The organism is Streptomyces thermocarboxydovorans, assembly GCF_039524635.1.
In the GTDB taxonomy this organism is placed as follows: Bacteria; Actinomycetota; Actinomycetes; order Streptomycetales; family Streptomycetaceae; genus Streptomyces; species Streptomyces thermocarboxydovorans.
On record NZ_BAAAGU010000053.1, the window covers coordinates 1 to 24887 of the forward strand.

Below are 24887 nucleotides of genomic sequence, written 5' to 3' on the forward strand. Positions count from 1 at the left end.
GCCCAGCGGTCCGTGACCACCCGATCGAGACTCCCGTTCGAAACGCATCCCTCAAGATCGGAACGACAACAGCCTCTTACGGGGTACGTCCGGTGGGCGCGGGGCGCCGGGAGGTGGCGGCAGGGCCGCCGGGCGGGTGGGTGGTCCGGCGGGAGGTGCCGGATCGGATGTCGTGCAGTGCCTGCTGGTAGGCGGCCTGGTCGAACACCTCGGGTGTGCAGTTGACCTTGTATCCGGCCAGCAAGAGGGTGGGGATGGCACAGGTCGCCAGGCGCTGCTGCTCGGCGCTGTCGAGGTGTGCGGGGACCTCGTGCCAGATGTAGACGGGCTCCGGGGTGGGGAACTGGTGTCGTTCGAAGCCCAGCTGGTCGAGCTGGTCGAGTAGCTTCGCGGGCGCACCGGTCGGCGTCTCGACGTAGATGGTGGGATTCAGCCATCTGCGGTAGATCTCGACGTCGGTGCCGTACTCGTCGGCACGGTTGCCCACGACTCTCCTGTTTCAGCGGTTGCGCGATACGGCAGCGACAGGACGCTGTGCTGGGCTGTGCGTCCTCACGGCCTCACCCGGTTGGGCGGGCGTGCGGGCGGCGTCGTTTCGGACGCGGAGGATCTGGTCGGCGGCCCGCGAGAGCGCTTCAGCCGCGCTTCCGAGCTGCGCAGCCGGTTCCAGGTTTGTGCAACGGGCGCCGGGCCGCATGGACCAGAAGCAGGCGATCGCTATGGCCTGCCGGATGAGCGGCAGAAGTCCCTCGGCGGGTGCGGCGATCTCGGTCAGGAGGGCAGCCCTCTCCTCGCCGGTTGAGGCACGAGTGCCCTGTTGGGCCAGCTCAGCGACGTACCACAGCGCGGCCTCCCGGCCGGCGTCGGGTAGGGCGAGGGCGTTCAAAGCTGGGTCGAGGTGAACGCTGTATCCGGCGCTCAGCAGGGCGTGTGATGCGGCCGTGGCTTTCCGACACTGTTCGGCGGCGGGAAGACCATGGGGAAGACGGTGGTACGTGCCGCGGGGGCCGGGGTGATCGAGGAAGCCGGCTCGCTGCAGGAGAGCGGCGGCTTGCTCGGTGCCGCCCAGGGCGACGACCAGTCCGCTTCGCGCGTCCTTGGCGATGGTGACGTACTCCAGGACATCGAAGTCGGGCTCGACCTCCCTCATCGTGTCCGGGCCGCCGACGCCCGGGACGCCGCCGGGGCCGGCGGGGCTGTCGGCGCTGTGGCAGTAGGGGCGATCCGGCCGGAGGGGTGCTGGAGCGCAGTGCCGATGCCGTGGGCGCGCAGCTGCTGGCCGGTCTCGCGGACGGCACGCGCCTGCTTGTAGGTGTCGTCGCCGGAGAGCCGGTACACGCCGGTCTGCTCCTGCTTGACGAAGCCGTTGGCGGCCAGCACGTTCGCGGCTGTATCCCCGATCGGAGCGGTGGCGAGGCTGCCGTCCGGCTGCCAGGTCAGCACGACCCGGTCCGGCTGCGAGGGCACGATGTCGTCCATGGCGTTGTATCGGACGCGGGCCAGGGCGGTGTCGTAGCGGGCGAGCAGGTCACCGGCGACCTGCTCTGTGGCGAGGAAGGGATCGTCGGTCACCGCGATGCCATTGGGCTCGGGAACGCCGCGGTACGCCTCGTCGGGCAGGCCGCGCGGTGCGACGGCGGCGATGAGGAAGCCGTCGCGCTCGTCGTGCCGGTCGAGAATGACCAGCTGGGCGCCGTCCGGACGGGACAGGACGGCCGCCTGGCGCAACGGGTGCGCGGCGAGGGATTCGGCGACGAGGTCCAGGTCCCAGACGCGGTCGGCCAGCTCGGCAAGAGCCTCTTGGTCCTTGGCGGGGTGGTGGGTGCTGCGCCAGCTACCGGGGAGTTCACCGGCGAGAACGTCTGCGAAGGAGGCGAGGCGCTCGGGGTCTTCGTGGTGGTGCATGGAGTCCTTGGCGGGGGAGGGGGTGGTGTCAGCGGCCCGGTCCGGCGGCCACGGGCGGGGGGACCGGGATGGCGCGCGGTGGAGGTGGGCAGGCGCACACGGCGAACCGTTCGCGTTCGTCGGCAGGGACCTCTTGGGTGCACGCGACGCGGCCGGGCTGCGGGACATGCCGGTCGGCGAGGTCATTTGCGCGTGTGCACCAGGTCGGTGCGGACGACGGCGAGGCGTTCCTCGGCGAGGTAGCGCAGCCGTCGCGCGGTGTACGGGGCAGTTGATGCGCCAAGGTCTTCCTGGAATTCAGCCGCAGCAGTGAGGACTTGACCGGCGGCATCGAGGATGCCGTCGCAGGGGCAGTCAGCTCGGTCAGGATCTCAGCGACCTCCTCTGTGGTGGTCGCCTGTCGGATCCGGTCGGCGACCTGGGCCACCGAGGCACCCAGCGGCTCGTCCTGGGCGGGGCGGCGGTCGGTGTCGAAGGCCGGGTCGCAGTCGACGTGGCAGCCGACCGCCCGCAGTCGGGCCACGGCTTCGTGGCCAGGCGGGTCTCTTTGTCCTGCGACAGGCCGGCGGGAGCGCGGTGGTAGGTCTCGTGGAGGCGGTGGACGGGCACGAAGCCCGCCCGTTGAAGCAGGCTGTGGGCTTCCGGATCGCCACCGCGGCAAAGCACTCCCTCGGAGTGCGGGTCGCGGCGGATGGTCAGGGCGCGGTCGGCCAAAGGCAAGGGAAAGGTTTTTCCTAAGGTGAGTGCCCGGCACAGGCTCTTGCGGTCGGTACCACTGGCGCTGCTGTCAACCGCTTGGAGCGGGTGGTCAGACGGGCGGCGACGTCATCGAGGTCCTGCTGGATGCCGTAGAGGCGGCGGGCGATCAGCTCCAGCCGGTGCGCAGTCGCTGGGCCTGTGCCGGGCTGGATCGAGGCGCGGTGCGAGGTGTGCTCGATGAGGCTGCGCACGGTGGCCAGCGGACCGGACCGCTCGTCGGCGAGCTGGGCGAGAACGGTGGCAAGCTGAGCGGACGCGGTCGGTACGGCCCTGGCCACCTGCCGGTCGTCGGATGCGGACGTGATGGTGGTGAGGCGCAGGTCCTGCTCGATGCGGCGGGCCTCAGATGCGAGCCGTTGCAGCAGGTCGGCTGCCAGGCGTGCTGGCCAGAGCCGGAATGAGGGGGTCCTGGTGGCCTGGGTCCGTGCGCGCGCCGGTGTGGGGGCGCGGCCGGGGCGGCGGGGAGGCAGTCTCACCGGCCGCCCCGGGCATCGGCGATGTGGACCAGTTGGCCGAGGGCCGTGGTGGTGTACCAGCCGCAGTCGATAACAGCGTCCGCGTGGCCGGCGTACTTCGGCAGCAGATGATCAGCCATGGCCCGCAGGTAGATCATGCAGTCCGGGCAGCGGCGCGAGAGATGCACGAGGTAGCGGGGGTGCGCGGTAATGAACGTCTGGGCTCCGCCGTTGGGGTCGCGCAGCCGCCAGCCGTCCTCGTCGGTCGGGGTGTGCCAGGACGGGGCGACGACCTGCATCGCATCCCCCCACAACTCGGCCTCCGCCACACCCTTGATGACCACGACTTGGTCGCCGGCCTCGAAGTGCCCATGGGTGATGTCCCGACAGGGCGTGAGGGGGTCGGGTGTCGGCGCGAAGGCCGGGGTGGACGGCGGGGTCCAGGACGATGGGAGCATGCGGATCCTTCCACGCTGTGCGTGTGGCGGCGGGAGGATCAATGGTCCGCAGGATCGCCGGTTTGGCTAACCGGCGATTTGACGCTATGTTCCGCCGGTTCAACGGACCCGGCTCTTTTCCTGGTCGTGCTGCCTCGCAGCGACCGGGAGTCGAACAGCCGGAGCCGGCTGTCTTCCGCCGCCCGTCCACAGCCGTCGCAGCCCTCACGATGCGGGGTGTCAGTTGATCATCGAGCGAGCGAGCCGTTGATCACGTCAGCGCACTGCACCTCACCCAAGTCGGGAGGGTCAGCGGTACGGATTCTCCGTACCGCGGTCCTGTTCTGTGGCGGCGTCCAAGAGTTCTAGCAGGTCGGCGCCGTCGGCGTCGCGCTGGTCGATCCACCATCCGGCCCGGGTGATCAGGCGAGCCTTCTCTTCCAGCTCCGCCCAGTCGGCGTCGTCCCAGGCGCCTTCGACGACGAGCGCGGTGTGCGCGGCGCACATCAGCTGGTGGCGGGAGCGTTCACCCCAGTCCACGGCGCGTTCCGGCCCTTCCAGCGGGGGCATGTCGAACTTGGTGGCCCACTCGGCGGCGGCCCGCTGTTCCTCGGCCCGCTTGGCTGCGAGCCATGCCTCCTTGGAGGCGGTGTCGTTGCTGCGGGCGGCCTTCCAGCAGTCGGTGCAGTCCCGTTCGCCGAGCCAGCGGGCGAACCCGGCCCGCCGGTCGGCGGCGCGGTCGGACAGGTCATGGACGACTTCGTGGCCGCAGGTGTGCTCGACGGTCCACTTCGTGCGGACAGCCATAGATGGATCTCCTTGAACGGGTCGTGCGTGACTGAAGGGGGAAGGCGTTCGCGGTCCTACGCTCGGCGGTTGACGGCCGTGCTACGGGGCGGCGCTGTGGGAGGTGTGGTGCTCAGGGCGGGGCGGGCCGTATCCGCGGTGGTACGGGGTGCGGTATGACGGCAGCACGCCGACCGTGGCGGCGAGATCCTCGATCGCGTCGTGCACCTCGCGGGTGAGGACGGCGAGTTGTCGGCCAGGGGCGTCGAGCTGGGCGCCGAGCTGCTGCCCGCGGACGGTGTCCAGGGCGTAGGAGAAGCGGGCGGGCCGCGGTGTCGAGGAGGCTCTCCAACCGGGATCAAGGCACCGGCTTCATAGCCTTGCTGCGCGGGTGAGCTGGGCCTCGGAGAGGATGGAAAGTGCGGCCGTAGCGGTCCCGCGTGGCGTCCTGCGCGGACTCAGTCTCACGGCCGATGACCGCCATCCGCAGCCTGGAACCGCGTGCTCGCCCGGCGAGCTGCGCCACGCTGGGCGTGGTGGTGTCAGAGATCGGTTCTCCCGGCGGAAGGTATCAGCGGCGGGGCGGCCTGCTGGGCGGCGCTTGGGCGGTCATGGCCGGCGGCCGTGCGGGCGCGGCCGGAGTCTCCTGGCCGGGTGGGTGAGGGCGAAGGCCGGGGTCGAGATGCACCGGGTAGCGGGCGGCGGTGAGCATGTCCGCGGCCCAGGTCGCGTGCTCGTTCTCCCAGCCCTGGCCCAGGTCGAACGGCAGCCGTATCCAGTGCCCGCGCAGGGCCGGCAAGAAGAGGAACCCGGCTCGGAGCAGGATGTCCCGCGCGAATGCGTCGATGGCGCCGGTGACTTCGACCTCGCCACCTCGCCCGCGGGTGATGCGGATCGTCTCACCGTATGGAGTCATCGGTGTCATCGGGAGCGTCCAGCCAGCAGGTGAACGGTCGGGGCGTAGGTGGGCTTCGGCGGGATCGGTCGCGGGGCCGGTGCGGTGGTAGTCGGCGCCGTACGGCGTTGGGGGGAGCGTATGACCGCGGCCTGGGCGGTACGGGCGCGACGATCCGAGACAGCGTGGCGCCGGGCCGGGAGCGGCGCAGCGGCCGGTGCGTCCGGGGCGAGGCCCATGTCGGCGGACACCGAGTAGCCCTGCGCCCCCAGGTCGCGGACAGCCTGGCGGGTGCGGCGCGGACCGTCACGGTCGGGCTCGGTGAGGCGGTATAGCCCGGGACGGTCGGGGATGGGCTCGAACTGCTCGCGGGTGAGGAACCAGTGGGCCAGGTGCGCGGGCACCGTGGCGGTGAAGGAGGCGACGAAGCCGTGCTGGGGATGAGTGCCGAAGGCGAAGTGAGTACCAGGGTCCAAGAAGGTGGGTCTCCTTAGGAATTGGGTGTCGGTCAGCGAGGGCATGCCTGGCCGGGCGGGAGCCGGTGGGGCGGCTGGGGGGGAGGGGCAACAGTGGGGCGTGGGCGAGGGGAGGCAGCGCGGGCCTGGCGCAAAAACTGCTGGCTGTGGGCGAGCCAGGTCTCGATGGCCGGCCAGGTCGGTGCTCGGTGCTCGGCGCTCGGCGCGAGACAGCGGAACGCCGCTGTTCAGGTCCTCGCGTACCTGCAGCGTGGTGAGGAGCGCGACGGCGAGCTGGTCGAGCACCTCGGCGTCCTGTGGCCATGCGCTGGTCCCCGGACGGTACTTGTCGAGCAGCGCCGGGGCGTGGTCCAGGACGGTGAGGAACTCCCGCCACGCGTTGTCCAGGAACTCGCCGGCGGCCGTGGTGAACACCGAGGGTTCGACGCGCACGGCACCGCCGGGCTGGGTGGCGGCAGGCAGGTCATTCCAGGAGAGCCCCACTCCGACTGGATGAGGTCGAGGGCCTCGGCCACGTGCGCGATCCGGCGCTCGTGGACGGCGCGGTCGTAGGCGGGCAGGTAGCGCTGGATGATCACCTGCGCGGCGCGGCCGGGGAACGGCGGCACGGTGATGCTGCGAGGAGCGTGCGGATCGTCGCACCCCTCACCGAACGGCTCCGGTGCGAAAGCGCCGACGAAGTAGTTCAGTTGCTGGGCGGGGCATTCGACGAGGAGCAAGGTGGTGCCGGAGATCGGGTCGGTGAGAGTGGCGGCGTAGGGATTCGGTCGGTCCGTACGACTCGGGCGAGTTCGCCGCAGTCCCACACGTAGGGCACGAGGTCTTCCTGCCATACCGGGTGGGAGTAGATCTCGACCTGCGTGTCCCACTGGCCGGGCAGACAAGGCGATGTCCAGGGCGGAGTGTCACCGATGAAGCGCCGGCTGCTGGCCGTCACTTGTATCCCCCGCGCATCGGCACGCTCGGCCAGGTGCGTCAGAGTGCCTCTGGCCGCCGCCTCGTCCGCGTGGGTCAGGCGATACGCCCCGGCCTCGCCCCGGCGAAAACCGGCATGGCTCAGCACGTCCTCCGCGGACTTGTACTGCTCGCCGGTCGCGATGGCGACGACGCCGACATTCCGGCTGTAGGTGAGCGTGATCTGTGCGTCAGCCACGCAGGGCCTCACGGTGCAGGAGCGAGCGCAGGCTGCGGCCGTACTGCCAGGCGTGCACGCGGGCGGCGCTCTCCAACTGGTCGTATCCCGGCTGGGCGGTCATCTGCCCGGTGTGCTTGCGGTAGCGGTAGACCGGCAGTGGCAGCAGGATCCCGGGAGCGAGGCTGGTGATGCCGACGGCCGTCATGTAGTCCTCGCCCTGGACGAGGCCGCCCATCGGGGCCGCGCGCACCAGTTCGGTGCGGGCCAGGATGGTGGTCGGTCCGATGGGAATGGTGTCGGCCGGTGAGAGCCAGTACGTCCATACATCCCCCGCCTCGTGCCGGCCGGGCGGCGCGGGGCACCGCCAGAGCGTGGTGCTGCCGTCGGGGTGGAGGTCCTCGCTCCACCCGGCGCACCAGCCCACCCCCGCCTGCTCCACGGCGCCGAGCCGGGCGGCCATCGCGTGGTCCGGGAACAGGTCGTCGTCGTCGGCCCAGTTCACATACGGGGTGCGGACGAGGTTGAGGGCGAGGTTTCGGGCGCAGGCGGCCCCGACGGGCCGCGGCACTGTCAGGGTGCGTACGCGCGGATCGCTGGCCAGCGCTGCCGGCAGACGGTCGGGGCCGGCGCCGTCGAGGGCGAGGACGGCCTCCCAGGGCACGGTCTGCCGACAGAGACTGCGGTGCATGGCGGTCAGGAAGCCGAGGCGGTCCTCGCGCAGGCGGGTGGCGATGACGACCGTGATCAGGGGGGTGGGCAGGGTGAGGTCTCCGGTGTGCGGGGGCGGGTGGGTTAGCGGCGTGTGGCCGTGCGGGGCCGTGGCGAGGCCGCGGCCCGAGCGGTCCGCGGGGCCATGCGCGTGGAGGTGGCGAGCAGCGTGGGCGCGGGCCAGTGAGCCGGATGGTCGCTGAAGAGGGTGCAGGGGTCGGTGTCCCAGCCGATGACGGGACCGGCGTCGGCGTGGGGCACGCTGATCACTTCGATGCCCTCGGAGCGCAGGACATAGCCCCACTGCACGTCCTGGTCGGCGGCGGTCCGTTCCGTGACCGTCATACGGACCGGCGGGGAGCCGTCCGGGGTGATGAGGTGGTCGAGGGTGCGGCTGGGCCACTGCTCGCCGCCGGTCAGCGCCGTGACTACCTGTGGTGGCGCGTCGGCGAGGAGGTCGGTGCCCAGTTCGTCCCAGCCGACGTCCACGCCGTCGACGAGGTGCTGGGCCATGGCTTCGACGTCGCCTGCGAAGCGGTATTGGAAGGCGGCGAGGAGCAGGGGCAGCTTCGCGCTCGGCTGGCCGTCGAGCTGGACGTAAATGCCGTCATAGCCACCGGTGGTGGGGCGGACGATGAAGGAGCGGGTCGACAGAAGGAGCCTCCGGGGGTTGCGATCAGCGGCCCCGGGCCGCACCGGTGGGCGGTACGCCGGGCGGCGCGGGCGGGAGGCCAGGCCCAGTGCGGCCCGGGGACGGGCTGGGCGGGGGCGGTGTCGGGTCGTACTCGGCGCGCAGGATCGCCAGGTCCGCTTGATGGCCGAGGGCCAGTGCCGACAGGCTGTCGCTGGCCGCCCTCATCAGCATCTTGGGTGGTGAGCCCAGCTCCGCTCCGCGGTTCTGTCCCCGCCACCGGGCGGCAGCCACAAGGTACTCACTCACCGCTTCGAGCACGGGTGCGGCGGCATCCAGCAGGCGCTGGGTGACCGCACTAGCCTGCGCGGGAGTCTCGGCGGCGGCAAGTGCATGGAGATAGGGGGCGAGGTCGGGTGCCGGCAGCGGGTGCTCGGGCAGCGGGTGCTGGGCCAGGAACGGCTCGGCGTCCCGCCGGGCCCACCGCAGCAGGTCGTTGTCCGTGGCGATGCCGTAGCGGGCGGCGGCGATCTGGTCGCCGTCTCGGCCGACGTTGTCGTACAGCTCGAAGTCGGGATCTCGCAGGGCCGGCTCCTAGACGGAGAAGTCGGGGACGGTGGGCTTGGCGTCAGTGCGGCGGCAGCCGTAGCCCAGCAGGCTGGAGGGCTTCGGCGTGGCCGGGACGGCGGCGACGTCGGAGCAGGTGAAGGTGTAGGTGAAGGCAGGGGCCGGTGCGTTGAGCCAGGCGCGGTCGAGCTTGTCCGGCACGATCTGAAGCCCCGGGGCGGCCACGGCGTCGTGCTGGGTGTGCGTGTGGGAGAAGATCACGAGTGCACCGGTAGTCGTCTTCAGCGCGTACGCATCAGGGAACTCCGTATCGGCAGAGGAGAAGCGGGTGGTGCCGCGTGTGCCGAACTTGCGGGTCGTCTGGTCGTGGACCTTGGTCTGCCGCCGGGATGCCTCGGTCGGGGTGAAGACCTTCTTCCCCGTCTTCTCGCCTCCGGTGGCGAAGTTGTCCGCGATGGCCGTCCGCAGCACGCCGACCGGCGCGGCGAGCGAGGCGGAGTTGGCGTCCACCGCGGTGGCGTAGCCGTCCTTGTCGAGGATGATGTCCGGCAGCTGCTCGGGGTCGTCGAGGTCGACGGCCGCGACCATCTCCCAGCTCTTGGCCTTCGTGTTCTCGGCCAGGACCAGCACGCGGGCGTACTGCTTCTTGCTGCCGGAGCGGGTCACGGCGGCGAACCACCGCTGTTGCCCTGGCGTGATGCGCGGGATGTAGACATCCGTTGCGTCGAGGTCGTACGACCACGGCCGGTATGGCTCGCGGTCCGACTTCGGCAGGGCCTCCTCCTCCTTGAGGTCGGCGGACGACATCGCGTACAGCGGTCCGTCCTCGACGGTGTCGAGGAGCTTGGTGTCGCCGGTGGCGTTGGCCGTGTTGTTGATCTTTGAATAGTGGGCGATCTGGGCCAGAGCCTCCTGCTTCGCGAGCGCCGGCTCGGCGGCCGGTGTGGGCTGCGTGGTGTGGTGCGGGGTGGCCGCAGTGGCGTCGTGGGCGCCGCTGGAGGTGGAGCAGGCGGACACGGTCAGCGCGACGGCCGCGGCGGTGAGCAGGAGTGTGGTGCGGCGGACAGAAGTGTGCAGGGGAATGAGGAAACTCCGGGGGATCGTGATTCAGCGGGTGCGGGCTGGGGCGGCCGTCGGCGGTGACGGGGCTGGCCGTATCGATCGGGCGTCCGCGGCAGTGCGCAGCGACTTGGCGGCACGGGCGAGATGCGCGCGGCTTTCGGCGAGATGTGCCACGAGTTGCTGGTGCGCGGTGGCCACGGTCCGGTTGCCGGCGCGGCCGGAACTTCGATGGCTGATATCGGCGAGAACGCCGAGGCAGTGGACGGCGCCGCCCAGAGCGGCGAGTGCGGCTCCGGCGGGTTCAGCAGCACGTGCGAGGGCGAGGGTGGTGCGGCGTTGGGACGGCGTGACCTGGTGCGGATAACGAGCAGCGGCCCGGTGGCGGAAGGCACTCTCGCCGGCCAGGTAGCCCAGCAGCCGGGCCAGGTGCCGTATTTCATCGTCCAGGATCTCGCTGAGTCCGGGGCCCGGTTGGACCTGGTCGGGAAGCGGGAGCTGGTCGGCGACGGTGTTGATCCGGTCGGCCACGTCGTGCAGCAGCATCCGCTGGTCGGGATCGGACAACGACGGTGTACGCACAAGGAGGTCCGGTTCTACCGCCGGGCGGCCGGCTGCCTCGCGCCGGGCGGTGCGCCCAGGGCCGGCGCTGCCGTGCGGGGCGGAACGGCGGGGATGGGGGCGGCGTGCCGGAAGTTGACGCCGATGCCTTGGGCGGTGAGCTGCCGGACCGCGCTCTGAAGCAGCAGGGCGCGTGCTTCGGTGCTGTAGGAGGCGGGCAGGACGAACGCCGCCTCGTGCGGGCTGTACTGGAAGTAGCAGCCGTACAGCACGGTGCGGGCCAGGGCTGGCACGCTGGCGGACGGGGCGCCCACTACGCCGTCGGGGTACCAGATCAGCGTGAGCGACTCGGTGACTTCAGGCGCGGCGGGCCGGTGCGGTGGCTCCGGCTGGTGGAGGGCGTTGCGTCGGACTGCGTTCAGAGCTTCGGCGTAGCGGGGCAGGACACGGCGGGTGACCTGGGCGGCGGCACGGACCGGATGGTCGGGGACGGCGATGCCGTTCGGCTCGTCCACCCCGTGGAAGTGGTGCGGCCTGAACCCGTCGGGCCGTAGCGGCGCTACCAGGTACTGGCGGGGGTAGTGGGGGCGTGGTATCACGCAGAGCTGTTCGCCGGCTGGCCCGTTGAGGAAGGCGGTCGGCGGGTCCCAGTCGAGCAGGGCTGAGTGGGTCGGCCCGCAGTCCCAGACCTGGTCTGCGACATGCGGCTGGTCCTGGGGCCTCGGGAATCCGGTGTACCGGCGATGCCACTGCCCAGGGAGGTGCGTTGCGAGTGCGGTGGCGAAAGTGCTGGGAGTTTGTGAGGACAGGTGGCTACTCCTGGGGGCGGAAGGGGGCGGCCAGGCGGCAACGTCAGCGGCGGGACCCGGGCGTGTGCCGTGGGGTGGTGGGGACAGGTGAGGTGGTGGCGGTGGGTGCGGTTGCGCGTATCGGTTCTGCGCTTGCTGTCGGTGGCGCGTAGTGGGCGCGCAGGTTCTCCAGGTCGGCTTGGGCCACCTTGGCCAGGGCGGTTCGGATGCTCAGGGCCGCTTCGCGCAGCAGGCGCACCGACTGGGGCGTGTGCCGGTGTTCGGTGCCGGCCCAGAGGGCTACGGCGATGAAGTGGCCGGCGATGTGGTCGAGGACGGGTGCGGTGGCGGCGACCAGCTGGTGGGTGACGGCACTGACCTCGGCAGGTGTCTTGGCCGCGGGTAGTGCCTGGAGGTACGGCGACAGGTCCGGCAGGGGGCCGGGCTGGTCCGGTAGCGGGTGGTTGGCCAGGAAGGTCTCGGCGTCGCGGCGGGCCATGCGATAGAGATCGCCGGGTGGAGCGGGGCCGTCGGACTGTGTGGAGGGGCGTGGCGACAAGGAGTCTCCGGTGCGGTGGGGGAGGCCGGCCAGGGTTAGTGCATGCGGGCGTCGGTGTCGAACAACGCCAATTCGTCGCCGTGGAGCAGGTGTTGGACGATGAAAGATCTGCCGGCGACCTTCCACAGGCCCCGGCCGCGGTTGAGGTGGGCGATGGCGTCGACTTCGACGGAGGTCAGACCGAGCAGGGAGGCGGCGGCGTGGAGCTGGTCGGTTTCCTGCCGGTAGATGATGCGTGTGGAGCAGTCGGCGAGGAGGCCCTCGGCGAGAGCCCGGCCCTGTGATCCGGCGTCGCCGGCGGTGAGCAAGTCACTGAGCCTGTGGATGACCATGAGGTTGGCGATGCCGAGTCCGCGGGAGAGCTTCCACTGGGCCTGCATGCGCTGCAGCAGGCCGACGTGGCGCATCAGGCGCCATGCCTCGTCGTAGACGATCCAGCGCCGGCCACCGTGCGGGTCGGTCAGGGCGGACTCCATCCAGGCGGAGGCGCAGGTCATGGCGAGGACGAGGGCGGTGTCGTCGCCGGATCCGCCGAGCCGGGACAGGTCGATGGTCAGCATCGGCGCACGCGGATCGAAGCGGACGGTGGAGGGCGCGTCGAACATGCCGGCGAGATCGCCGTGGACGAGGCGGCGCATGGCGTGGGCGAGGTCGCGGGCGGCCTCGCCGAGGTGGCCGGACATCGTCCCGGCGGCCTCGTCGAGCTGGGCCGGGTTGTTGAGGGCGGAGGCGACGTCGCCGAGCAGCGGCGTGCGGCCCGTGCCGGCCGCACGGTTGACTGCGGCGTCGAGGGCAACGTCGAGCGCGGTGTGCTCCATGGGCAGCAGGTCCCGGCCCAGGACGGTCCGGGCCAAGGAACCGAGCAGGAGCAGGCGCCTTTTGCGGATCTCGCCCTCCCAGTCGGCCTCGGTGATGCTCTCCGGGCGCGGCGCCGCGTCCAGGGGATTGAGGCGTCCGGGCAGCCCGGGGCCGAGGGCGACGGAGGTGCCGCCCAAAGCCTGGGCGACCGGCGTCCACTCGCCCTTCGGATCGCAGGGGACGTACACGCGGTAGCCGAAGGCGATGGAACGCAGAGCGAACGACTTCGCGAGCGCACTCTTACCCTGGCCGATCACGCCGGCCAGCAGCACGTTCGGGTTGGTGAAGCCCTCTACCTTGCCGTACAGCGCGAACGGGTCGAACACGAAGGATGCTTCGGCGTGGACGTCGCGTCCGATGTAGATGCCCTCGGCGCCGAGCCCCCCTTCGGCGAGGAAGGGATAGGCGCCCGCCGCGATGGCGGTGGTCATGCGGTGGGCAGGCAGCTTCAGCCGGTTTCCTCGGGCGGACGCCCGTCCGGGGCGCCCGCCGGGCGGATAGACCGGCGCAGGCGCGGCGTGCTCGTCCGGTGCCGGGCCGGTGGCCGGATCGGTGGCTGTCTCGGCGCGTGCCTTCGCGGCGGCTTCGGCGAGCTGCCTGCGGGCGGCGCGCCGGGCGGCGCGGTCGGTGCCGTGCGGGGTGAACAGCGGGCTGGCGGAGGCACGGCGGGCGCGGCGGGCGGGCCGGTGGTTCATCGGGGGCCCTCGATTCGGCGGATGGTGCTCAGCGCACGCACGCGGTGGTGTGCGGTGCGCGATGCAGGTCGGTGGGAGTGGTCTTACGGCGGACGACGTGCCCGGCGGCGAGATGGCGCTGACAGATGGTCAGGAAGGGAGGCCCTTCGGGAAGCTGCCCGGACTGGCACTCGGTGGAGTCCGCGGACGTGGCCGGCAGAAGGTGGAAGGCCGCGTGGATGTCGGTGGTGGCCTGCCACAGCCGGGTGCGCGCAGCAGCAAGGTGTCGGCCAGCTGCGGGATGCGGGGGCCGTGCCGCCTCGGCCAGCTGGTCGAGGAGCCGGTGCAGTTCTGTGAGGTGGGCGTGGAGGGTGTCGAGGTGCCCCCGGTCCGGGAGGCTCGCGGGCAAGGAGCCGCTGACGACACGCCTGTGATGGCGGATGCCTGCGGTGGCGGCCCGCAGGTAGGGGTGGGAGTCGGTCTCGCTGGTGCGGGGCTTGGGCAATGGGGGTCCTTGCCGCCGTGGAGGCGGGAGCGGTGGCGCTTAGAGGGTGGTGCGGGCAAGGGGGAGTGCCGCGACGGCGAAGGCGTCGGGCTGCTGGTACCAGAGCCTGCGCAGGTCGACGCCGGCGGTGACGGCGGCGGTCTCGATCTGTGCGCAGGCGGCGTCGAGGGCGGCGTCGGTGTCGGCGGTGACGGTGATCAGGCCGGTCAGGGCGACGTCGGCGTGCCCGGCGATCAGCTGGCGCTCGCGGTTTTTGACGTCGGCGTACTCGATGGAGTCCTCCTCGCTGTCGACCTGCCCGCGACGGGCGCGTTCGGAGGCGTCAGCGATGATCGCGGCCTTCTTGCGCTGGACGTCGCGCAGCGCGGACTCGAGCCGCTGTGGGACGTAGGTGAGGGAGAGGGTGCGGCGCACGCCGGCGGTGAACATCAGGCCGTGCAGGAAGCCTGCGCCCATCTCGGTGCGCGGCCAGTTCTCCACCCAGTAGGTGGCGTGGCGGGCGGAGTCGGTGGCGATGCGGTCGTACTCCTCGACCTGGACGACAGGGCCGGCGGCGGCAGGGTCGGCTTCCGCGCGGCCGGTCGGTGACCACTGCTGGAGCGCGGCGAGTGCCTTGGGGTCGTAGGCGGTGCGCACGACGGCGGCGATCTCCCGCGCGGACAGCCACCCAGTGATCATCAGCCCGGCGTTCCGGGCCGCCTGGGCGATGGAGGCGGTGGTCTGTTCCATGACGGTGAATGCACCGGGCAGTCCGCCGCCGGCCTGGGAGATGAGGCGCTTGGCGGCCTTGAGGTCGAGGGAGATCGCCAAGTAGGTCTCGTGCGGGGCGGCGGCCGGTCCGGCGGAGGCGACCAGGTCTGCGTACACCTGTCCGGCGACCGGTGCTTCGGCCCTGCCGTGCTGGGCCCAGTGCCGGGCCAGGGTGTCACCGGAGTCGGGGACCGTGCGTTCCAGGACCTGCACTGTGGCGACGTGCCCGGTGCGGGCGGTGCCCGCCAGCGCGCGCCCCCAGCCGTTGACGTTGTGGTTCTGCGTGGCCGGGTCGAGCAGGGCGAAGGCACGGCTGCTGACGCGGGCGACGGCGGTGAGGGTCTGCTGGTGCGGGTCGTGGACGGCGGCGGCGCCGTTGGCGGAGTCGCCGGGGGTGACGACCTTGAGGGAGGCCGCCGTGCCGGGCAGATGAAGGATGCCGTCCTGGCGGGGCCGGGTGACGGGCCGGGCCAGCCACAGGGTCTGTCCGCTGTGGCGGCGCCAGGCGAAGCGCGCGACGATCGGCGCCCAGTCGATCAGCGAGCGGCCCTGCCGGCGGACAGCGACCAGGACGCCCACCGCCGCCCACAGCGGAGTCAGGGTGATGGCGCCCAGCAGCCCGGTGGTCAGGACCGTGACCAGGAGCAGAGCCAGCGCGGCAGAGACGAGGACGAGCTGATGGAGGGTGAGGCCGAGCAGGATGCCTCGGCGGCTGCGGTGGGGGAACTTGACGGTGGCCGGGGAGACTGCGAGGTCGGACAAGGAGGCTGCTCCTGGAGCGAGGGCCCGGGGGCGGGAAGGACCGTGAGCCCTCCCGCCCCCAGGGATCGGGCATCGGGCAGGAGATCAGAGACCGGCCGGTGGCGGCGGTGAGGCCGGACCGTTCGCCGCGGAGGTCGTGTCGGCGGTCCGGGTGCCCGCGGCGGGCGGGGCGCCCTGTGGCGGCGGGGACGTGGCCGACGGCGCGGACTGCCACCCGCCGCTCTGGCTGGCGGCTGCAGCACCTTGGCCGAATCCGCTCGCACTGGGGGAGCCTGTGCTGGTGGGGCTGCCGCCCATCTGGCCGCTGGTGTCGTCGGCGACGTGGGTCGGCGGCGGCTGGACGGCCTGCTCCAGACCGGACTTGGCGGAACTGTCCGACGGGCCACCGGAGGCGCCGCCTTGGGCAGATTCCTGTCCCGTGCCGGACGAGGGGGAGGCGATGTCGCCGGGGAACCCGTCCTGGCCCGGCACGGTGTCCGGGCCCTGCGGAGCTGCTGCGGCTCCGGCCGCGGCACCGCCGGTTCCAGCGGTGGCCGCCATAGCCGCGGCCTTCCGGCCCGCGCGCTCGGCGTGCTGCCTGGCCAGCTGAGCGCCCGCTCCGCCGGCACGGTGCAACGTTTCTCCGTCGGATCCCTCGGCCGCCCAGTGCACGAACTTGAACGTCGCGTAGGGGCACAGCAGCACCAGGATCATGACGACGATGCCGGCGAGAACATCGGCCAGGGCGGCAAGGCCATCCTTGGCGTCGGTCTTGCCCATGGCGGCGACGCCGAGGACGAAAACGATCGTCATCAGCAGCTTGGAGACGACGAGGGTCGCGGTCGCCTCGATCCAGCCCTTGCGCCAGCGGCGGGCAACTTCCCAGCCGCCGCCGGCTCCGGCGAACACGGCGAGGGTGACCATGACCAGGATGCCGACCTTGCGGACCATCATCACGCACCAGTACAGGAAGGCGCCGATGGCGGCTCCGATGCCGGCGAAGACGGCGACGAGCCAGCCGAGCCCGGCAAGTCCTGGCAGTGATGCCACCTTGACCATGCGGCGGACCGCAGAGGCTATGTCCGTGTGCGCGGCCTGGAAGAGGCCGGCGGACAGGGCGTCGGTGACTTCGATCGCGACGGTGGTCAGGGCGATCGCGGCGAACGCGAAGATCACGCCGGAGGCTGTGCCGGTGAACGCCTGGGTCAGGGCCTGGCCGTCGCGGCGGATCGCGGCACGAACCAGCTGCGCGCAGAAGGTGGCCACGAGCATGACCAGGCCGATGGGCAGGATCATCTCGTAGTTGTCGCGGAACCACCCCGCGTTCAGGTCGACGCGGGTGGTGGCGTCGACGGCCTTGGACGCCAGGTCGGCTGCGGACGCGGCGAGCTCGCCGGCGCTTTTCGCCATCCAGTCGCCGATGTACTTGCCCGGGTCGGAGGCGAAGTCGATGGCCTCGCCGACCGCGCAGACCTTGTCCGCGACGGGGAGATCACAAAACCCCATGAGGACTCCTTTCGGTCAGGGCGCGACGCGCGGGGCGATGGCGACGAGCGAGCAGTCGGCGGAGGGGCGGCACTGCACAGCGAGGGTGATCGAGCGGTCCTCCGCACCCCCGCCGCCCTTGGTCCAGGTGATCGTCTGCCTGCCGGTGACGGTGACCGCGTAGATGTACGCCTTGGTGATCGCGGCCGGGTCCTCGGACAGGGCCTGTTTGAAGGCGGCCGGGTAGTGCCCTTCGCTGATGGTCGCGGTGGCGTGCTGCTTCTGGTCCGCCATCCGAGACCACAGCACCGGGTCCGGTATCTGCGCCGAGACCGACGCCCAGTCGCCGTACTCACTCTCCTTCGTCATCCACGCCTCCACGCCGGCCAGCTGCTGGCCCTGGCTGGTGGTGCGGGTGTCGTAGGACCAGAGCATCTTCGCGGCAGCCTTGGCGAACTCCACCGGATCGGAGATCCTCGGCGGCCCGGCCACCGGGCCACTGGCGGAGGAGGGCTGGGCCGTCGGGGAGGCGGAGCCGTGCTCGGGCGGTGGGACGGGCGGGGCAGCCTGGGGGCGGTTGCCGCGGCCGGAGAAGATGGCCGCCGCGGCAGCCAGGGCGAGAAGGCAGGCCAGGCCGACCCCAATGGCGACGATGCGGCGATTCGGGGCCCAGCCGAGGCCGTATCCGGGGAGACGTTTGAGCATCAGTGGACCTGCGACCCCAGACCGGAGAAGAAGGCCACGATGCCGTTCGCGGCGCCGAGCCCGAGGGCAGCGCCAGCGGAGACGGTGGCGCCCTTCTTGCCGTTGGCCTCGGCCTGGTGGCCACCGGTGTGGTGGCCCCACGCCCAGACCGCGAGGCTGACGGCCAGGGCGCCTACGACCGTGATGATCGCGAACATGTTGATGCTGTTGACGACGTTCTTCAGGACGGTCAGGCCCGGAAGGCCGCCGCCTTTGGGAGAGATGCCGGGATCGTAGGCAAGCTGGACGGTACGGGCAGCGAGGGGTGACACGGGTATGAAGGGCTCCTTGCGTGGACAGGCCCGAAGGCCCTGGCGGGAGTTCAGAAAGAGGGGGGTGCCGAGCGGCGGGAGAGAGGCCGGCGTCAGATGACGCGGCGGGCGGCGAGGACGGCCCAGTCCTTGAGCGGCGTGATCCGTACCGGCTTGCCGGTCCGGGGGGCTTCGATGACCAAGCCCTCGCCGATGTACATGCCGACATGCTCGGGCCGGGCCGCGGTGCCACGGCTGAAGAGCAGGTCACCGGGCTTGAGGGCCTTCGGTGAGACGGCCTTGCCCTCGCCGACCTGGGTGTAGGTGGTGCGGGTGAGGGTGATGCCAGCGTGGGCGTACGCCTGCTGCATCAAGGAGCTGCAGTCGCAGCGGGCCATGGCGTCCGGGCCGTGGGGGTTGGTGCAGGATCCGCCCCACTGGTACATCGTGCCGAGCTGCTGCATCGCCCAGACGATCGCCTTGCGGGCTCGCGGGTCGGTGCCCTTGGGGATCTTGTAGCCCTTCGGGACGGCGCCCTCGGGGATGGGCCCGTAGGACGTGCCGTCGGCGGTGTCGCAGCCGGTCGCGGGGGCGGGCTTGTCGTCGGTCTTGCCGGCGTCCTTCTCCCCGGAGTCGGGGAAGGTGGCGGCAATCGCCTTCTGCAGCGTGGTCGCCAGCGGTTCCCACTGTGCGTAGGCGTCCGGATAACCGGAGCGCTGCACTGCTTGGGCGGCCTGGGTGACGGTCATCTGCTGCCAGCCGTGGACCTTCAGCAACGCCTTGTCGAACTGCTCGGACGCGTAGACGGGATCGTGGATCTGCGCGGCGGTGCCCCAGCCCTGGCTGGGCCGCTGCTGGAACAGGCCGAGAGAGTCACGGTCGCCGCCGCCGAGATTGCGCAGCCGGCTCTCCTGCATCGCGGTGGCCAGCGCCACGATCTGACCGCGCTCGGGAACGCCGAGGCTGATGCCGGTGGCGACGATGGTCTGCGCGTTCGGGATCTGCTCGCCGGGCAGGTCCAGGTCCTTGATGTGCGCCTTGGACGGATCCGCACCGTCGAGGATCTTGGTGACCTGATCAGCGATCTTGCTGGTGTCCACGTCGGAGAGGCAGTCGAGCGATGAGGTGGTGCTCTGGGCGGCTTCGCTGGAGGTGGCCATCATCACGGCGCCGCCGCCGAGAAGGAGAGGGGAGAGGAAGACGACGCCGATGCCGGCGGCGAGCCCCTTCAACCTGTGGTGCCCACGCGCACATCACCGGTTTCGGGCAGGGGCGGATAACGAGACGTCATGCAGGGGTCCTTCGGGTGCGGTGTCCGGCACGCCGCGCGAGCGCAGGGAACGCGGGAAAGGGAGCGCAGCAGACCGGGGTGGGCGGAATGAGGAGTGGCCGGCCACAGGCGAGTAGCCGCTCACCGAGCGTGGCCGACAGGTGAGCTAGGTGTGCGGGGGCAGCGTGAACCTCCACGAGCCAGAGGGGGAGTGGGCCAGCGGCGGTGTGCGCCGGGCGGTCCAAAAACAGTAGGCCCAGATCGGCCGTTGACCAAAAAGTCGGCGTGAGGTGCCGGTATCCGGCCCCTCAGCAGCGCACTTCTTGGTCATCGGCCGAATCACGTCTACAGTTTTTGAACTCCCCCTCGCCCTCCCCAGACCATGGTCATGGGCCTGCTCATGCCCGTTTTCCGGCCAATGGGGCTTGCCGACGCGACGGGCATTCCACGCACGCACTCCCACCCGAATCGGGGTTCCTCTTTGCCTTTTTCCCTGCATCAGGGCGACGCGCTGAGCGTCCTGTCCAAGCTCCCGGACGACTGCGTCGACGCCGTCATCACTGACCCGCCGTACAACTCCGGTGGGCGCACGGCGAAGGAGCGCACCAGCCGCTCCGCCAAGCAGAAGTACACATCCGCCGACGCCAAGCACAGCCTGGCCGACTTCACCGGCGAGAACATGGACCAGCGCTCTTACGGGTTCTGGCTGACGCAGATCATGACGGAGGCACACCGCCTCACCAAGGCCGGCGGTGCGGCGCTCCTGTTCACCGACTGGCGCCAGCTGCCCATCACGACGGACGCGATCCAGGCGGCCGGCTGGCTGTGGCGCGGCGTCCTGGCCTGGCACAAGCCCCAGGCCAGGCCCCAGAAGGGACGCTTCACCCAGAACTGCGAGTTCATCGTGTGGGCGTCGAAGGGCGCCATCGACGGCTCCCGCAACCCGGTCTACCTGCCGGGCATGTACTCCGCTTCACAGCCGTCGGGGTCCCAGCGGCAGCACATCACGCAAAAGCCCGTCGAGGTCATGCGCGAGTTGGTCAAGATCTGTGCGCCCGGCGGCACAGTCCTCGATTTCTGCGCCGGCTCCGGATCCACCGGCGTGGCCGCCCTGCTCGAAGGCCGGGACTTCATCGGTGTGGAGAAGACCGAACACTACGCGTCCATCGCCGCCGACCGGCTGACGGAAACGATCCGTCAGTCCCTCGGCCAGGACGACGTGGTCCTCACCGCCTGACTCCACCGCCCCGCCACATGCGAATCACCGACCGCCGTATTCGGCCGGTGCACTGCCGGATTGTTCCTGTCCCCATTTCCGCGGCACTCAGGAGGTTGCTTCTCTCATGTCCGAATCCATCGACCCCCCGGCTGACGGAGAACTGGAGCCGGTGCGCATCCCGGACACGCAGCTGGAGGGGATCGAAGCCAGTGTCCGTCGGCTGATGGAACAAACCGCAGAGCAGGCCCGGCAGTTGGATCACCTCGCCTCCGCTCCGCCCGCAGCTTCGCCGTTTGCGGCGTTCGGCATGCCGGGGTTCGGTGGATCTCCGGCACAGGCTGCGCCGGAGCCTCGGCCCATCCTGGAGCTGGAGGGCGAGGCGTACGAGGACGAACTCGACGCCCTGTCGGACTGGGTCGACGACTTCCTCCTGCCGATCTACGGGGCGGAGGTCACCACGGCGGCGCCCTGGTGCCTGCAATGGCAGGAGCACAGCGACGTCGTCGCCTGGCTGCATGCCCTGTGGCTGGCCTACCAGCAGCACAAGGACCCCGAGGCGGGCCTGGCCGGCATGTTTGTCTGGCACCGCGACTTCCTCACCCACGCCATGGCCGCGATCCGCGCACCTGGCGGCCCCCTGTCCGCCTGCATGACCTCCCCGGACCGTCCCGCGCACCGTCTCCTTCCCGGACCGCCCCCCTCGGCCCGCGCGGAGAAGGAGTCCGCCGAGGCGGAGGCGTCCGGGCCTGGTGAGTACGGGCTGACGTCATGAGCGAAGGGCAGCAGCCGGCTTTCGGCCTGAGCTTCGACCCCCGAGCCTTGAACGACCTGCTCCAGGCGCCATCCGACATCCGCGATCTCACCCTCGCCTATCTGCAGGAAGTGGTGAACGCCGAGCGCTTCGGGCTCCGCCTGACTGGTGACCTGGAGGGCTACCGCAAGCTGTTCGTGGACGCTCGCAAGGACTGGCGGGTCGTCTACGGCATCCGTCCGGCGCCCGAGTCATCGGCGCACCGGCGGGAGATCCACGTGGTCGCCGTACGGCCGCGGGCGGGCAACGACGTCTACGACGAGGTCGGCCGCCGCCTGGGAATGACCCGTCGGCCGCTCAGCGCCCGCACGCACGCGGCACGCGCCCGTTCCCCGCAGCTGGCCACCCGCGGTCCCGTACCCAGGTCGGCACCGCTGCCGTCCGCCACGCCGGGCCTGCCCCGCCCCGCGCAGAGCCCCTCCCCGCTTCACACTCGCTGACCACAAGGAACTGCCTATGCCCCCTGATCCGGCGCCCACGGCTGCCCGCCGGGCTGTGTCCCCGCTCGACCCTCGCATCGAGGCAGCCACCGGCCACGACGTCGACACCCTGTGGGCCCACCGCGACTGCGGCATCCTCGACGAGCCACACACCGAGCTGGTCGACCGGCATCGGGAACTGGCCCAGGCCGAGACCGGCGTCACGTTCTACCGCACCCTCCTGCACCGGCTGTCCTCCGGGGAGTTCCCCGTCGATGCCGCTTTGTTCGAGCGGATCGACCGCACCGTGGACCAGTTGGAGGAGGCCGCCGCATCCCGCGACGCCGCCATGCGGCGGGTGCTCGACGCGTTGGAGCCGATCGAAGCCGCCTCGCGATCAGCACCAAGTGGCGAGGCGCAGATCACCGCGGCTGATCAAGCGGCGCTGCTGGCCATCGCCGGCGGCGCCAAGCTCTACGAGCATCTCCTGACCGGCCGGCTGTCGGTGACCACCGCCTCAGGCACCCGCGTGCCCTACGCCGAGCTTCAGCGGCTCCAGTCCGCCGGTCTCGTCGCCCTCGACACCAGCCATCCCGTCCATGCCGGCCAGCTGGTCAGTCTGACCGACGCCGGCCGTGCCGCGCTGACCGCCAACCGCCGTACTACGCAGACGTCGTTGCCGACGGCGCGACCGGGAGCGTGGCCATCCGCTCCGGCACCGAGACGCTGACGTGAAAGACCGCATGCCCACCCACGAACCATCCCCACCCGCCGACAGGGACCTGTCCCATTCTCTGAACTTCCGGGTGGACGACCTTGACGCCGACGATCAGATCAGCGCGGCATTCTTCCGTCTCGTCAGCGTTCACGAGGACATGCTCGTCTCCCTCGCCGAGCACCACAGCGCCGATGGCGCCCGCAGCTTCTACGTCCTGTACGACGGCTCGGCCACCTGGGACCACCCGGGTGTGCCGCAGTACGTAGCTCTCCACCTGCAACGAGACCTGGAGAGAAGCACGTTCAGTTTCGAGCGGGCCACGTTGCCTTTGCCTTCGATGGCGCAGTCCTGGCTCATCCGCCGCGGCTGTCCGCCCGAGTTCCTCACGCTCGATGCCGAACGGGGCACAGCGCCGGCCGACGAGGCGACGCGGGCCTTGGAGCAACGGCTCATGAGGGACGGGGACCACTACGCGCTCGGCTGGTCCCACACCCAGGACGACCCGGACGACTGGGTCACGCTCGCGGTGTTGCGGGCCCTGGACGAGCGCGCCCGCTCCCCATTCCGTGTCGTAGTCGAGGAAGTCGACATCGAGGCGGGAACGCACACACTGCGCGAGGGCGGCTTCGATTCGGTCGAAGAAGCCTTGCAATGGTGCGATGACCGCCTCGGTGGCCTAAGTAAGGCTCTGCCGCTGGTCCGCCCGGTGCCATCACTTTCCCGCCCTGCTCCTGCGCCGAAAACGGCGTCCTCCCGGCCCTCTGGCCGCTCACGCTGAAGCCCCGTTTTCCCGTCGGCGCGGCGAAACATAGCCGATGATCGCCGGTTGGCCAAACCGGCGATTCTCCGGACTCTTATACGGCCGCCGGGAGCACCCCGGGTTCGGCACTCCCCAGCATTCCTTTCCCTCGTATGGAGGTTCTTTCCGCATGCGCGCAACCCGCATTGCCGTATCCGCTGCGATTCTCGGCGCCCTCGCCCTGCCGATCGCGTCGGCGACCACCGCCACGGCCGCCCCGAGCAGCGCCCTGACCTCCCAGTCCTGCAACGACCCCGGTCCGTGGGTCATCGGCACGAAGGCCGTGACCATCCGCTCCAAAGCGTCGGCCAAGTCCACCGCCGTGGGCATCCTGTACCGCGGGCACAAGTTCACCGTCCACAAGACCAGCGGCAACTGGCGCTACATCACGGACCGAACGACGGGTGTGAAGGGCTGGGTGTCCGCCACCTACGTCTACCGCGACGTCCGCATGTGCCTCGACTAAGCCGCGCACGCCAGTAACTCGACTGTACAGCGGCGCTTTTGAGCGTTCGATTTCCCTCCCACTTCTGCCAGTTAGAGGATCCCGGTGTCTACCAAGAGGAGTCTCCCGTGTCTGACGCTCCACTCGATGCGATAGACGATGTCGTGGGCGTGCTCACTGAACAGATCGAAATCCGTTTCGGGATGAGCATGAATCAGTTGAAGGCCGCCGTCGCCGCTGCGCCGACCGCCAACTCGCAGGCCACCGACGTGGTCAAGTGGCACGGCCTTCTCCTCGAATCGCAGGAAGCGCTGGAGCGTGCGGAGGACACCCTCGTGGCCGCGCTGGACGGCCAGCCCAGTGAGGTCGACGACCCGACGATGGAGTTGGCCCATCGCGTCAACGCTGCCGTCACCGCCCGCGACGGGCGGGCCATGGTCGTGCGGTGGCTAATCGACCCGGACGCCAGGGGCAAGCAGGACCTGGCCGCCCGGCGGCTGACCCGCTTGCGCGGGCGTCAGGGACCGGCCGTCCCCACCAGCCCCCCGCCGAGGCCGGCGACCACCCAGCAGCAGGGAAGGAGCCTTGCGCGGTGAGCGCCCAGCTCAAGCCCAGCTCCGCGGACGACCGGCTGCACCAGGTCTTCGGCGTCCCGGTCGACGACCTGTACACCGCAGCGGTTCGTTCCGACGCTTCCCCGGCGCTGTCCCGGGCCCTGGAGCTTCGCTCCTTCCTGGCTCTGGCCGAGGCGCAGGTCGCCCGGGTCCGAGACCGCGTACACGAGGCGATGGCCGCGGACCGTGACATGGACGAGCTTTTCGCCGAGGACCTGCGGATGGACGCGCAGTGGCTGGAGGCGGCGCTCGACGCCCGTGACGGCTACCGGGCCGCGCTGGACGACCTGCTGCGCACCATGCCCCCACCCGGGCAGCGCGCCCGGGCTGTCCGCACCGTACAGCCGACCCTCGCCACCGTCTTGCCATCGGCCGCCCGGGCGCCCAAGGGTGCCGGGGCGGCCCGGGGCCGCCGACTGTGAAGGCTTCCGCTTGACCCACCCGACGTCCGCCGAGATCGCCGGACGGATCGAGGACCTCTTCGGCGCCCCGCTCGCCGCCCTCACCTCCCATGCTCAGGACCAGCCGCCCGGCATGCTCTCCGCCCTCCTCGGCCTGCACGACACGCTCGCCTTCGCCGAGCGCAGCATCGCCTTTCACCGCGAGCGCCTCGCTCAGCTCATGCACCCCGAGCGGCACATCACCACCCACGAGGTGCCGCACGTATTCGACTGCGCCCGCCGGCTGGCCGAAGCGGTCGCCGTACGAGACGCCCAGGCCGCAACGGCGTCGGCTGGGCTGCGGAGCCTCGTGCGCGTCGAGCCCGAGCCGTCCCTGGCCTCGCCCCCCACCGCAGTGGCCGCGGCCCCCTCCGCTGCGGCCACGAGCGCCGTTCCGAGCCGCTGACCCCGTCACTCACACAG

At 70.9% G+C, this 24887-nt stretch carries 32 protein-coding genes; 9 read left to right on the forward strand and 23 right to left on the reverse strand.

The features are described from left to right. Positions 1–76 precede the first annotated feature (76 nt). The 23 genes from ABD198_RS23195 to ABD198_RS23305 form a co-directional block, all read right to left on the reverse strand. Positions 77–487 (reverse strand): hypothetical protein, encoded by a 411-nt coding sequence (locus ABD198_RS23195; RefSeq protein ID WP_285511805.1) that lies wholly within the window; start codon positions 485–487, stop codon positions 77–79. A 12-nt stretch (positions 488–499) separates the two neighbouring features. Next, on the reverse strand, positions 500–1150 hold the full coding sequence (locus ABD198_RS23200; protein WP_285511806.1) for a hypothetical protein: 651 nt from the start codon (positions 1148–1150) through the stop codon (positions 500–502). Further along, positions 1147–1905 (reverse strand): hypothetical protein, encoded by a 759-nt coding sequence (locus ABD198_RS23205; protein ID WP_285511807.1) that lies wholly within the window; start codon positions 1903–1905, stop codon positions 1147–1149. The genes ABD198_RS23200 and ABD198_RS23205 overlap by 4 nt, the downstream gene beginning before the upstream one ends. 28 nt (positions 1906–1933) lie before the next feature. Further along, entirely contained in the window at positions 1934–2428 is a 495-nt protein-coding gene (locus ABD198_RS23210; RefSeq protein ID WP_344005298.1) for a hypothetical protein, read from the reverse strand. 211 nt (positions 2429–2639) lie between these two features. Beyond that, the gene (locus ABD198_RS23215; RefSeq protein ID WP_344005300.1) at positions 2640–3140 is read right to left on the reverse strand and encodes a hypothetical protein; all 501 of its coding nucleotides are present in this window, start codon (positions 3138–3140) and stop codon (positions 2640–2642) included. Further along, on the reverse strand, positions 3137–3577 hold the full coding sequence (locus ABD198_RS23220; protein ID WP_285511808.1) for a hypothetical protein: 441 nt from the start codon (positions 3575–3577) through the stop codon (positions 3137–3139). Before ABD198_RS23220 ends, ABD198_RS23215 begins: the two co-directional genes overlap by 4 nt. Positions 3578–3865: 288 nt before the next feature. Beyond that, positions 3866–4363, reverse strand: a complete 498-nt coding sequence (locus ABD198_RS23225; RefSeq protein ID WP_285511809.1) for a hypothetical protein — start codon at positions 4361–4363, stop codon at positions 3866–3868. 550 nt (positions 4364–4913) lie between these two features. After that, the gene (locus tag ABD198_RS23230; RefSeq protein ID WP_285511810.1) at positions 4914–5258 is read right to left on the reverse strand and encodes a hypothetical protein; all 345 of its coding nucleotides are present in this window, start codon (positions 5256–5258) and stop codon (positions 4914–4916) included. A 5-nt stretch (positions 5259–5263) separates the two neighbouring features. Continuing rightward, positions 5264–5713, reverse strand: a complete 450-nt coding sequence (locus tag ABD198_RS23235) for a hypothetical protein (RefSeq protein WP_285511811.1) — start codon at positions 5711–5713, stop codon at positions 5264–5266. A gap of 685 nt (positions 5714–6398) precedes the next feature. Beyond that, positions 6399–6866: a hypothetical protein gene (locus ABD198_RS23240; protein ID WP_285511812.1), complete on the reverse strand. Its 468-nt coding sequence runs from the start codon at positions 6864–6866 to the stop codon at positions 6399–6401. Beyond that, entirely contained in the window at positions 6859–7596 is a 738-nt protein-coding gene (locus ABD198_RS23245; RefSeq protein ID WP_285512086.1) for a glycosyltransferase family 2 protein, read from the reverse strand. The genes ABD198_RS23240 and ABD198_RS23245 overlap by 8 nt, the downstream gene beginning before the upstream one ends. A 44-nt stretch (positions 7597–7640) precedes the next feature. Beyond that, entirely contained in the window at positions 7641–8252 is a 612-nt protein-coding gene (locus tag ABD198_RS23250) for a hypothetical protein (RefSeq protein ID WP_425580528.1), read from the reverse strand. Positions 8253–8781: 529 nt separating this feature from the next. After that, the gene (locus ABD198_RS23255; protein WP_285511813.1) at positions 8782–9771 is read right to left on the reverse strand and encodes a DUF8094 domain-containing protein; all 990 of its coding nucleotides are present in this window, start codon (positions 9769–9771) and stop codon (positions 8782–8784) included. A gap of 90 nt (positions 9772–9861) precedes the next feature. After that, complete coding sequence (locus tag ABD198_RS23260; RefSeq protein ID WP_285511814.1) at positions 9862–10380, reverse strand: hypothetical protein; 519 nt, start codon at positions 10378–10380, stop codon at positions 9862–9864. Positions 10381–10409: 29 nt separating this feature from the next. After that, positions 10410–10889 carry a hypothetical protein gene (locus tag ABD198_RS23265; RefSeq protein ID WP_344005306.1) on the reverse strand — a complete coding sequence of 160 codons (480 nt, stop codon included), beginning with the start codon at positions 10887–10889 and terminating at the stop codon, positions 10410–10412. Between the two features lie 337 nt (positions 10890–11226). Continuing rightward, positions 11227–11661: a hypothetical protein gene (locus tag ABD198_RS23270; RefSeq protein WP_285511816.1), complete on the reverse strand. Its 435-nt coding sequence runs from the start codon at positions 11659–11661 to the stop codon at positions 11227–11229. A gap of 95 nt (positions 11662–11756) precedes the next feature. Beyond that, positions 11757–13274 (reverse strand): VirB4 family type IV secretion system protein, encoded by a 1518-nt coding sequence (locus ABD198_RS23275; RefSeq protein WP_344005308.1) that lies wholly within the window; start codon positions 13272–13274, stop codon positions 11757–11759. 28 nt (positions 13275–13302) lie between these two features. After that, a complete protein-coding gene (locus tag ABD198_RS23280; protein ID WP_285511818.1) occupies positions 13303–13758 on the reverse strand; it encodes a DUF6238 family protein in 456 nt (151 codons plus the stop codon). Positions 13759–13797: 39 nt separating this feature from the next. Continuing rightward, positions 13798–15270, reverse strand: coding sequence for an SCO6880 family protein (locus ABD198_RS23285; protein WP_344005311.1), 1473 nt, complete (start codon positions 15268–15270; stop codon positions 13798–13800). 84 nt (positions 15271–15354) lie between these two features. Further along, complete coding sequence (locus ABD198_RS23290; RefSeq protein ID WP_344005313.1) at positions 15355–16755, reverse strand: SCO6881 family protein; 1401 nt, start codon at positions 16753–16755, stop codon at positions 15355–15357. Positions 16756–16770: 15 nt separating this feature from the next. Continuing rightward, positions 16771–17439 (reverse strand): hypothetical protein, encoded by a 669-nt coding sequence (locus tag ABD198_RS23295; protein WP_344005315.1) that lies wholly within the window; start codon positions 17437–17439, stop codon positions 16771–16773. Further along, entirely contained in the window at positions 17439–17756 is a 318-nt protein-coding gene (locus tag ABD198_RS23300; RefSeq protein WP_425580532.1) for a DUF6112 family protein, read from the reverse strand. Before ABD198_RS23300 ends, ABD198_RS23295 begins: the two co-directional genes overlap by 1 nt. Before the next feature lie 86 nt (positions 17757–17842). Beyond that, the gene (locus ABD198_RS23305; RefSeq protein ID WP_344005319.1) at positions 17843–18961 is read right to left on the reverse strand and encodes a C40 family peptidase; all 1119 of its coding nucleotides are present in this window, start codon (positions 18959–18961) and stop codon (positions 17843–17845) included. 519 nt (positions 18962–19480) lie between these two features. On the opposite strand from ABD198_RS23305, the gene ABD198_RS23310 reads away from it, so the two are divergent. The 9 genes from ABD198_RS23310 (at position 19481) to ABD198_RS23350 (ending at position 24870) form a co-directional block, all read left to right on the forward strand. Continuing rightward, positions 19481–20236: a DNA-methyltransferase gene (locus ABD198_RS23310; RefSeq protein WP_344005321.1), complete on the forward strand. Its 756-nt coding sequence runs from the start codon at positions 19481–19483 to the stop codon at positions 20234–20236. Positions 20237–20441: 205 nt separating this feature from the next. After that, entirely contained in the window at positions 20442–20990 is a 549-nt protein-coding gene (locus ABD198_RS23315) for a DUF4913 domain-containing protein (protein ID WP_344005378.1), read from the forward strand. After that, a complete protein-coding gene (locus ABD198_RS23320; protein ID WP_344005323.1) occupies positions 20987–21469 on the forward strand; it encodes a hypothetical protein in 483 nt (160 codons plus the stop codon). The genes ABD198_RS23315 and ABD198_RS23320 overlap by 4 nt, the downstream gene beginning before the upstream one ends. 16 nt (positions 21470–21485) lie before the next feature. Beyond that, a complete protein-coding gene (locus ABD198_RS23325; RefSeq protein WP_344005325.1) occupies positions 21486–22178 on the forward strand; it encodes a hypothetical protein in 693 nt (230 codons plus the stop codon). A gap of 76 nt (positions 22179–22254) precedes the next feature. Then, positions 22255–22944 carry a hypothetical protein gene (locus tag ABD198_RS23330; protein WP_344005327.1) on the forward strand — a complete coding sequence of 230 codons (690 nt, stop codon included), beginning with the start codon at positions 22255–22257 and terminating at the stop codon, positions 22942–22944. A gap of 151 nt (positions 22945–23095) precedes the next feature. After that, the gene (locus ABD198_RS23335) at positions 23096–23431 is read left to right on the forward strand and encodes an SH3 domain-containing protein (protein WP_203349077.1); all 336 of its coding nucleotides are present in this window, start codon (positions 23096–23098) and stop codon (positions 23429–23431) included. Positions 23432–23538: 107 nt separating this feature from the next. Further along, positions 23539–24006 carry a hypothetical protein gene (locus ABD198_RS23340; RefSeq protein ID WP_425580529.1) on the forward strand — a complete coding sequence of 156 codons (468 nt, stop codon included), beginning with the start codon at positions 23539–23541 and terminating at the stop codon, positions 24004–24006. Further along, complete coding sequence (locus tag ABD198_RS23345; protein ID WP_344005329.1) at positions 24003–24446, forward strand: hypothetical protein; 444 nt, start codon at positions 24003–24005, stop codon at positions 24444–24446. Before ABD198_RS23340 ends, ABD198_RS23345 begins: the two co-directional genes overlap by 4 nt. 10 nt (positions 24447–24456) lie before the next feature. Then, on the forward strand, positions 24457–24870 hold the full coding sequence (locus ABD198_RS23350) for a hypothetical protein (protein WP_344005331.1): 414 nt from the start codon (positions 24457–24459) through the stop codon (positions 24868–24870). Positions 24871–24887 lie beyond the last annotated feature (17 nt).

What these genes read in the sequence shown, in the direction of transcription:
- ABD198_RS23295 (WP_344005315.1), bottom strand. Translation starts at nt 17,439, where the DNA reads ATGCTCAAACGTCTCCCCGGATACGGCCTCGGCTGGGCCCCGAATCGC.
- ABD198_RS23325 (WP_344005325.1), top strand. Translation starts at nt 21,486, where the DNA reads ATGCCCCCTGATCCGGCGCCCACGGCTGCCCGCCGGGCTGTGTCCCCG.
- ABD198_RS23270 (WP_285511816.1), bottom strand. Translation starts at nt 11,661, where the DNA reads ATGGCCCGCCGCGACGCCGAGACCTTCCTGGCCAACCACCCGCTACCG.
- ABD198_RS23225 (WP_285511809.1), bottom strand. Translation starts at nt 4,363, where the DNA reads ATGGCTGTCCGCACGAAGTGGACCGTCGAGCACACCTGCGGCCACGAA.
- ABD198_RS23335 (WP_203349077.1), top strand. Translation starts at nt 23,096, where the DNA reads ATGCGCGCAACCCGCATTGCCGTATCCGCTGCGATTCTCGGCGCCCTC.
- ABD198_RS23200 (WP_285511806.1), bottom strand. Translation starts at nt 1,150, where the DNA reads ATGAGGGAGGTCGAGCCCGACTTCGATGTCCTGGAGTACGTCACCATC.
- ABD198_RS23220 (WP_285511808.1), bottom strand. Translation starts at nt 3,577, where the DNA reads ATGCTCCCATCGTCCTGGACCCCGCCGTCCACCCCGGCCTTCGCGCCG.
- ABD198_RS23205 (WP_285511807.1), bottom strand. Translation starts at nt 1,905, where the DNA reads ATGCACCACCACGAAGACCCCGAGCGCCTCGCCTCCTTCGCAGACGTT.
- ABD198_RS23275 (WP_344005308.1), bottom strand. Translation starts at nt 13,274, where the DNA reads ATGAACCACCGGCCCGCCCGCCGCGCCCGCCGTGCCTCCGCCAGCCCG.
- ABD198_RS23320 (WP_344005323.1), top strand. Translation starts at nt 20,987, where the DNA reads ATGAGCGAAGGGCAGCAGCCGGCTTTCGGCCTGAGCTTCGACCCCCGA.
- ABD198_RS23230 (WP_285511810.1), bottom strand. Translation starts at nt 5,258, where the DNA reads ATGACTCCATACGGTGAGACGATCCGCATCACCCGCGGGCGAGGTGGC.
- ABD198_RS23290 (WP_344005313.1), bottom strand. Translation starts at nt 16,755, where the DNA reads ATGGGGTTTTGTGATCTCCCCGTCGCGGACAAGGTCTGCGCGGTCGGC.
- ABD198_RS23315 (WP_344005378.1), top strand. Translation starts at nt 20,442, where the DNA reads ATGGAACAAACCGCAGAGCAGGCCCGGCAGTTGGATCACCTCGCCTCC.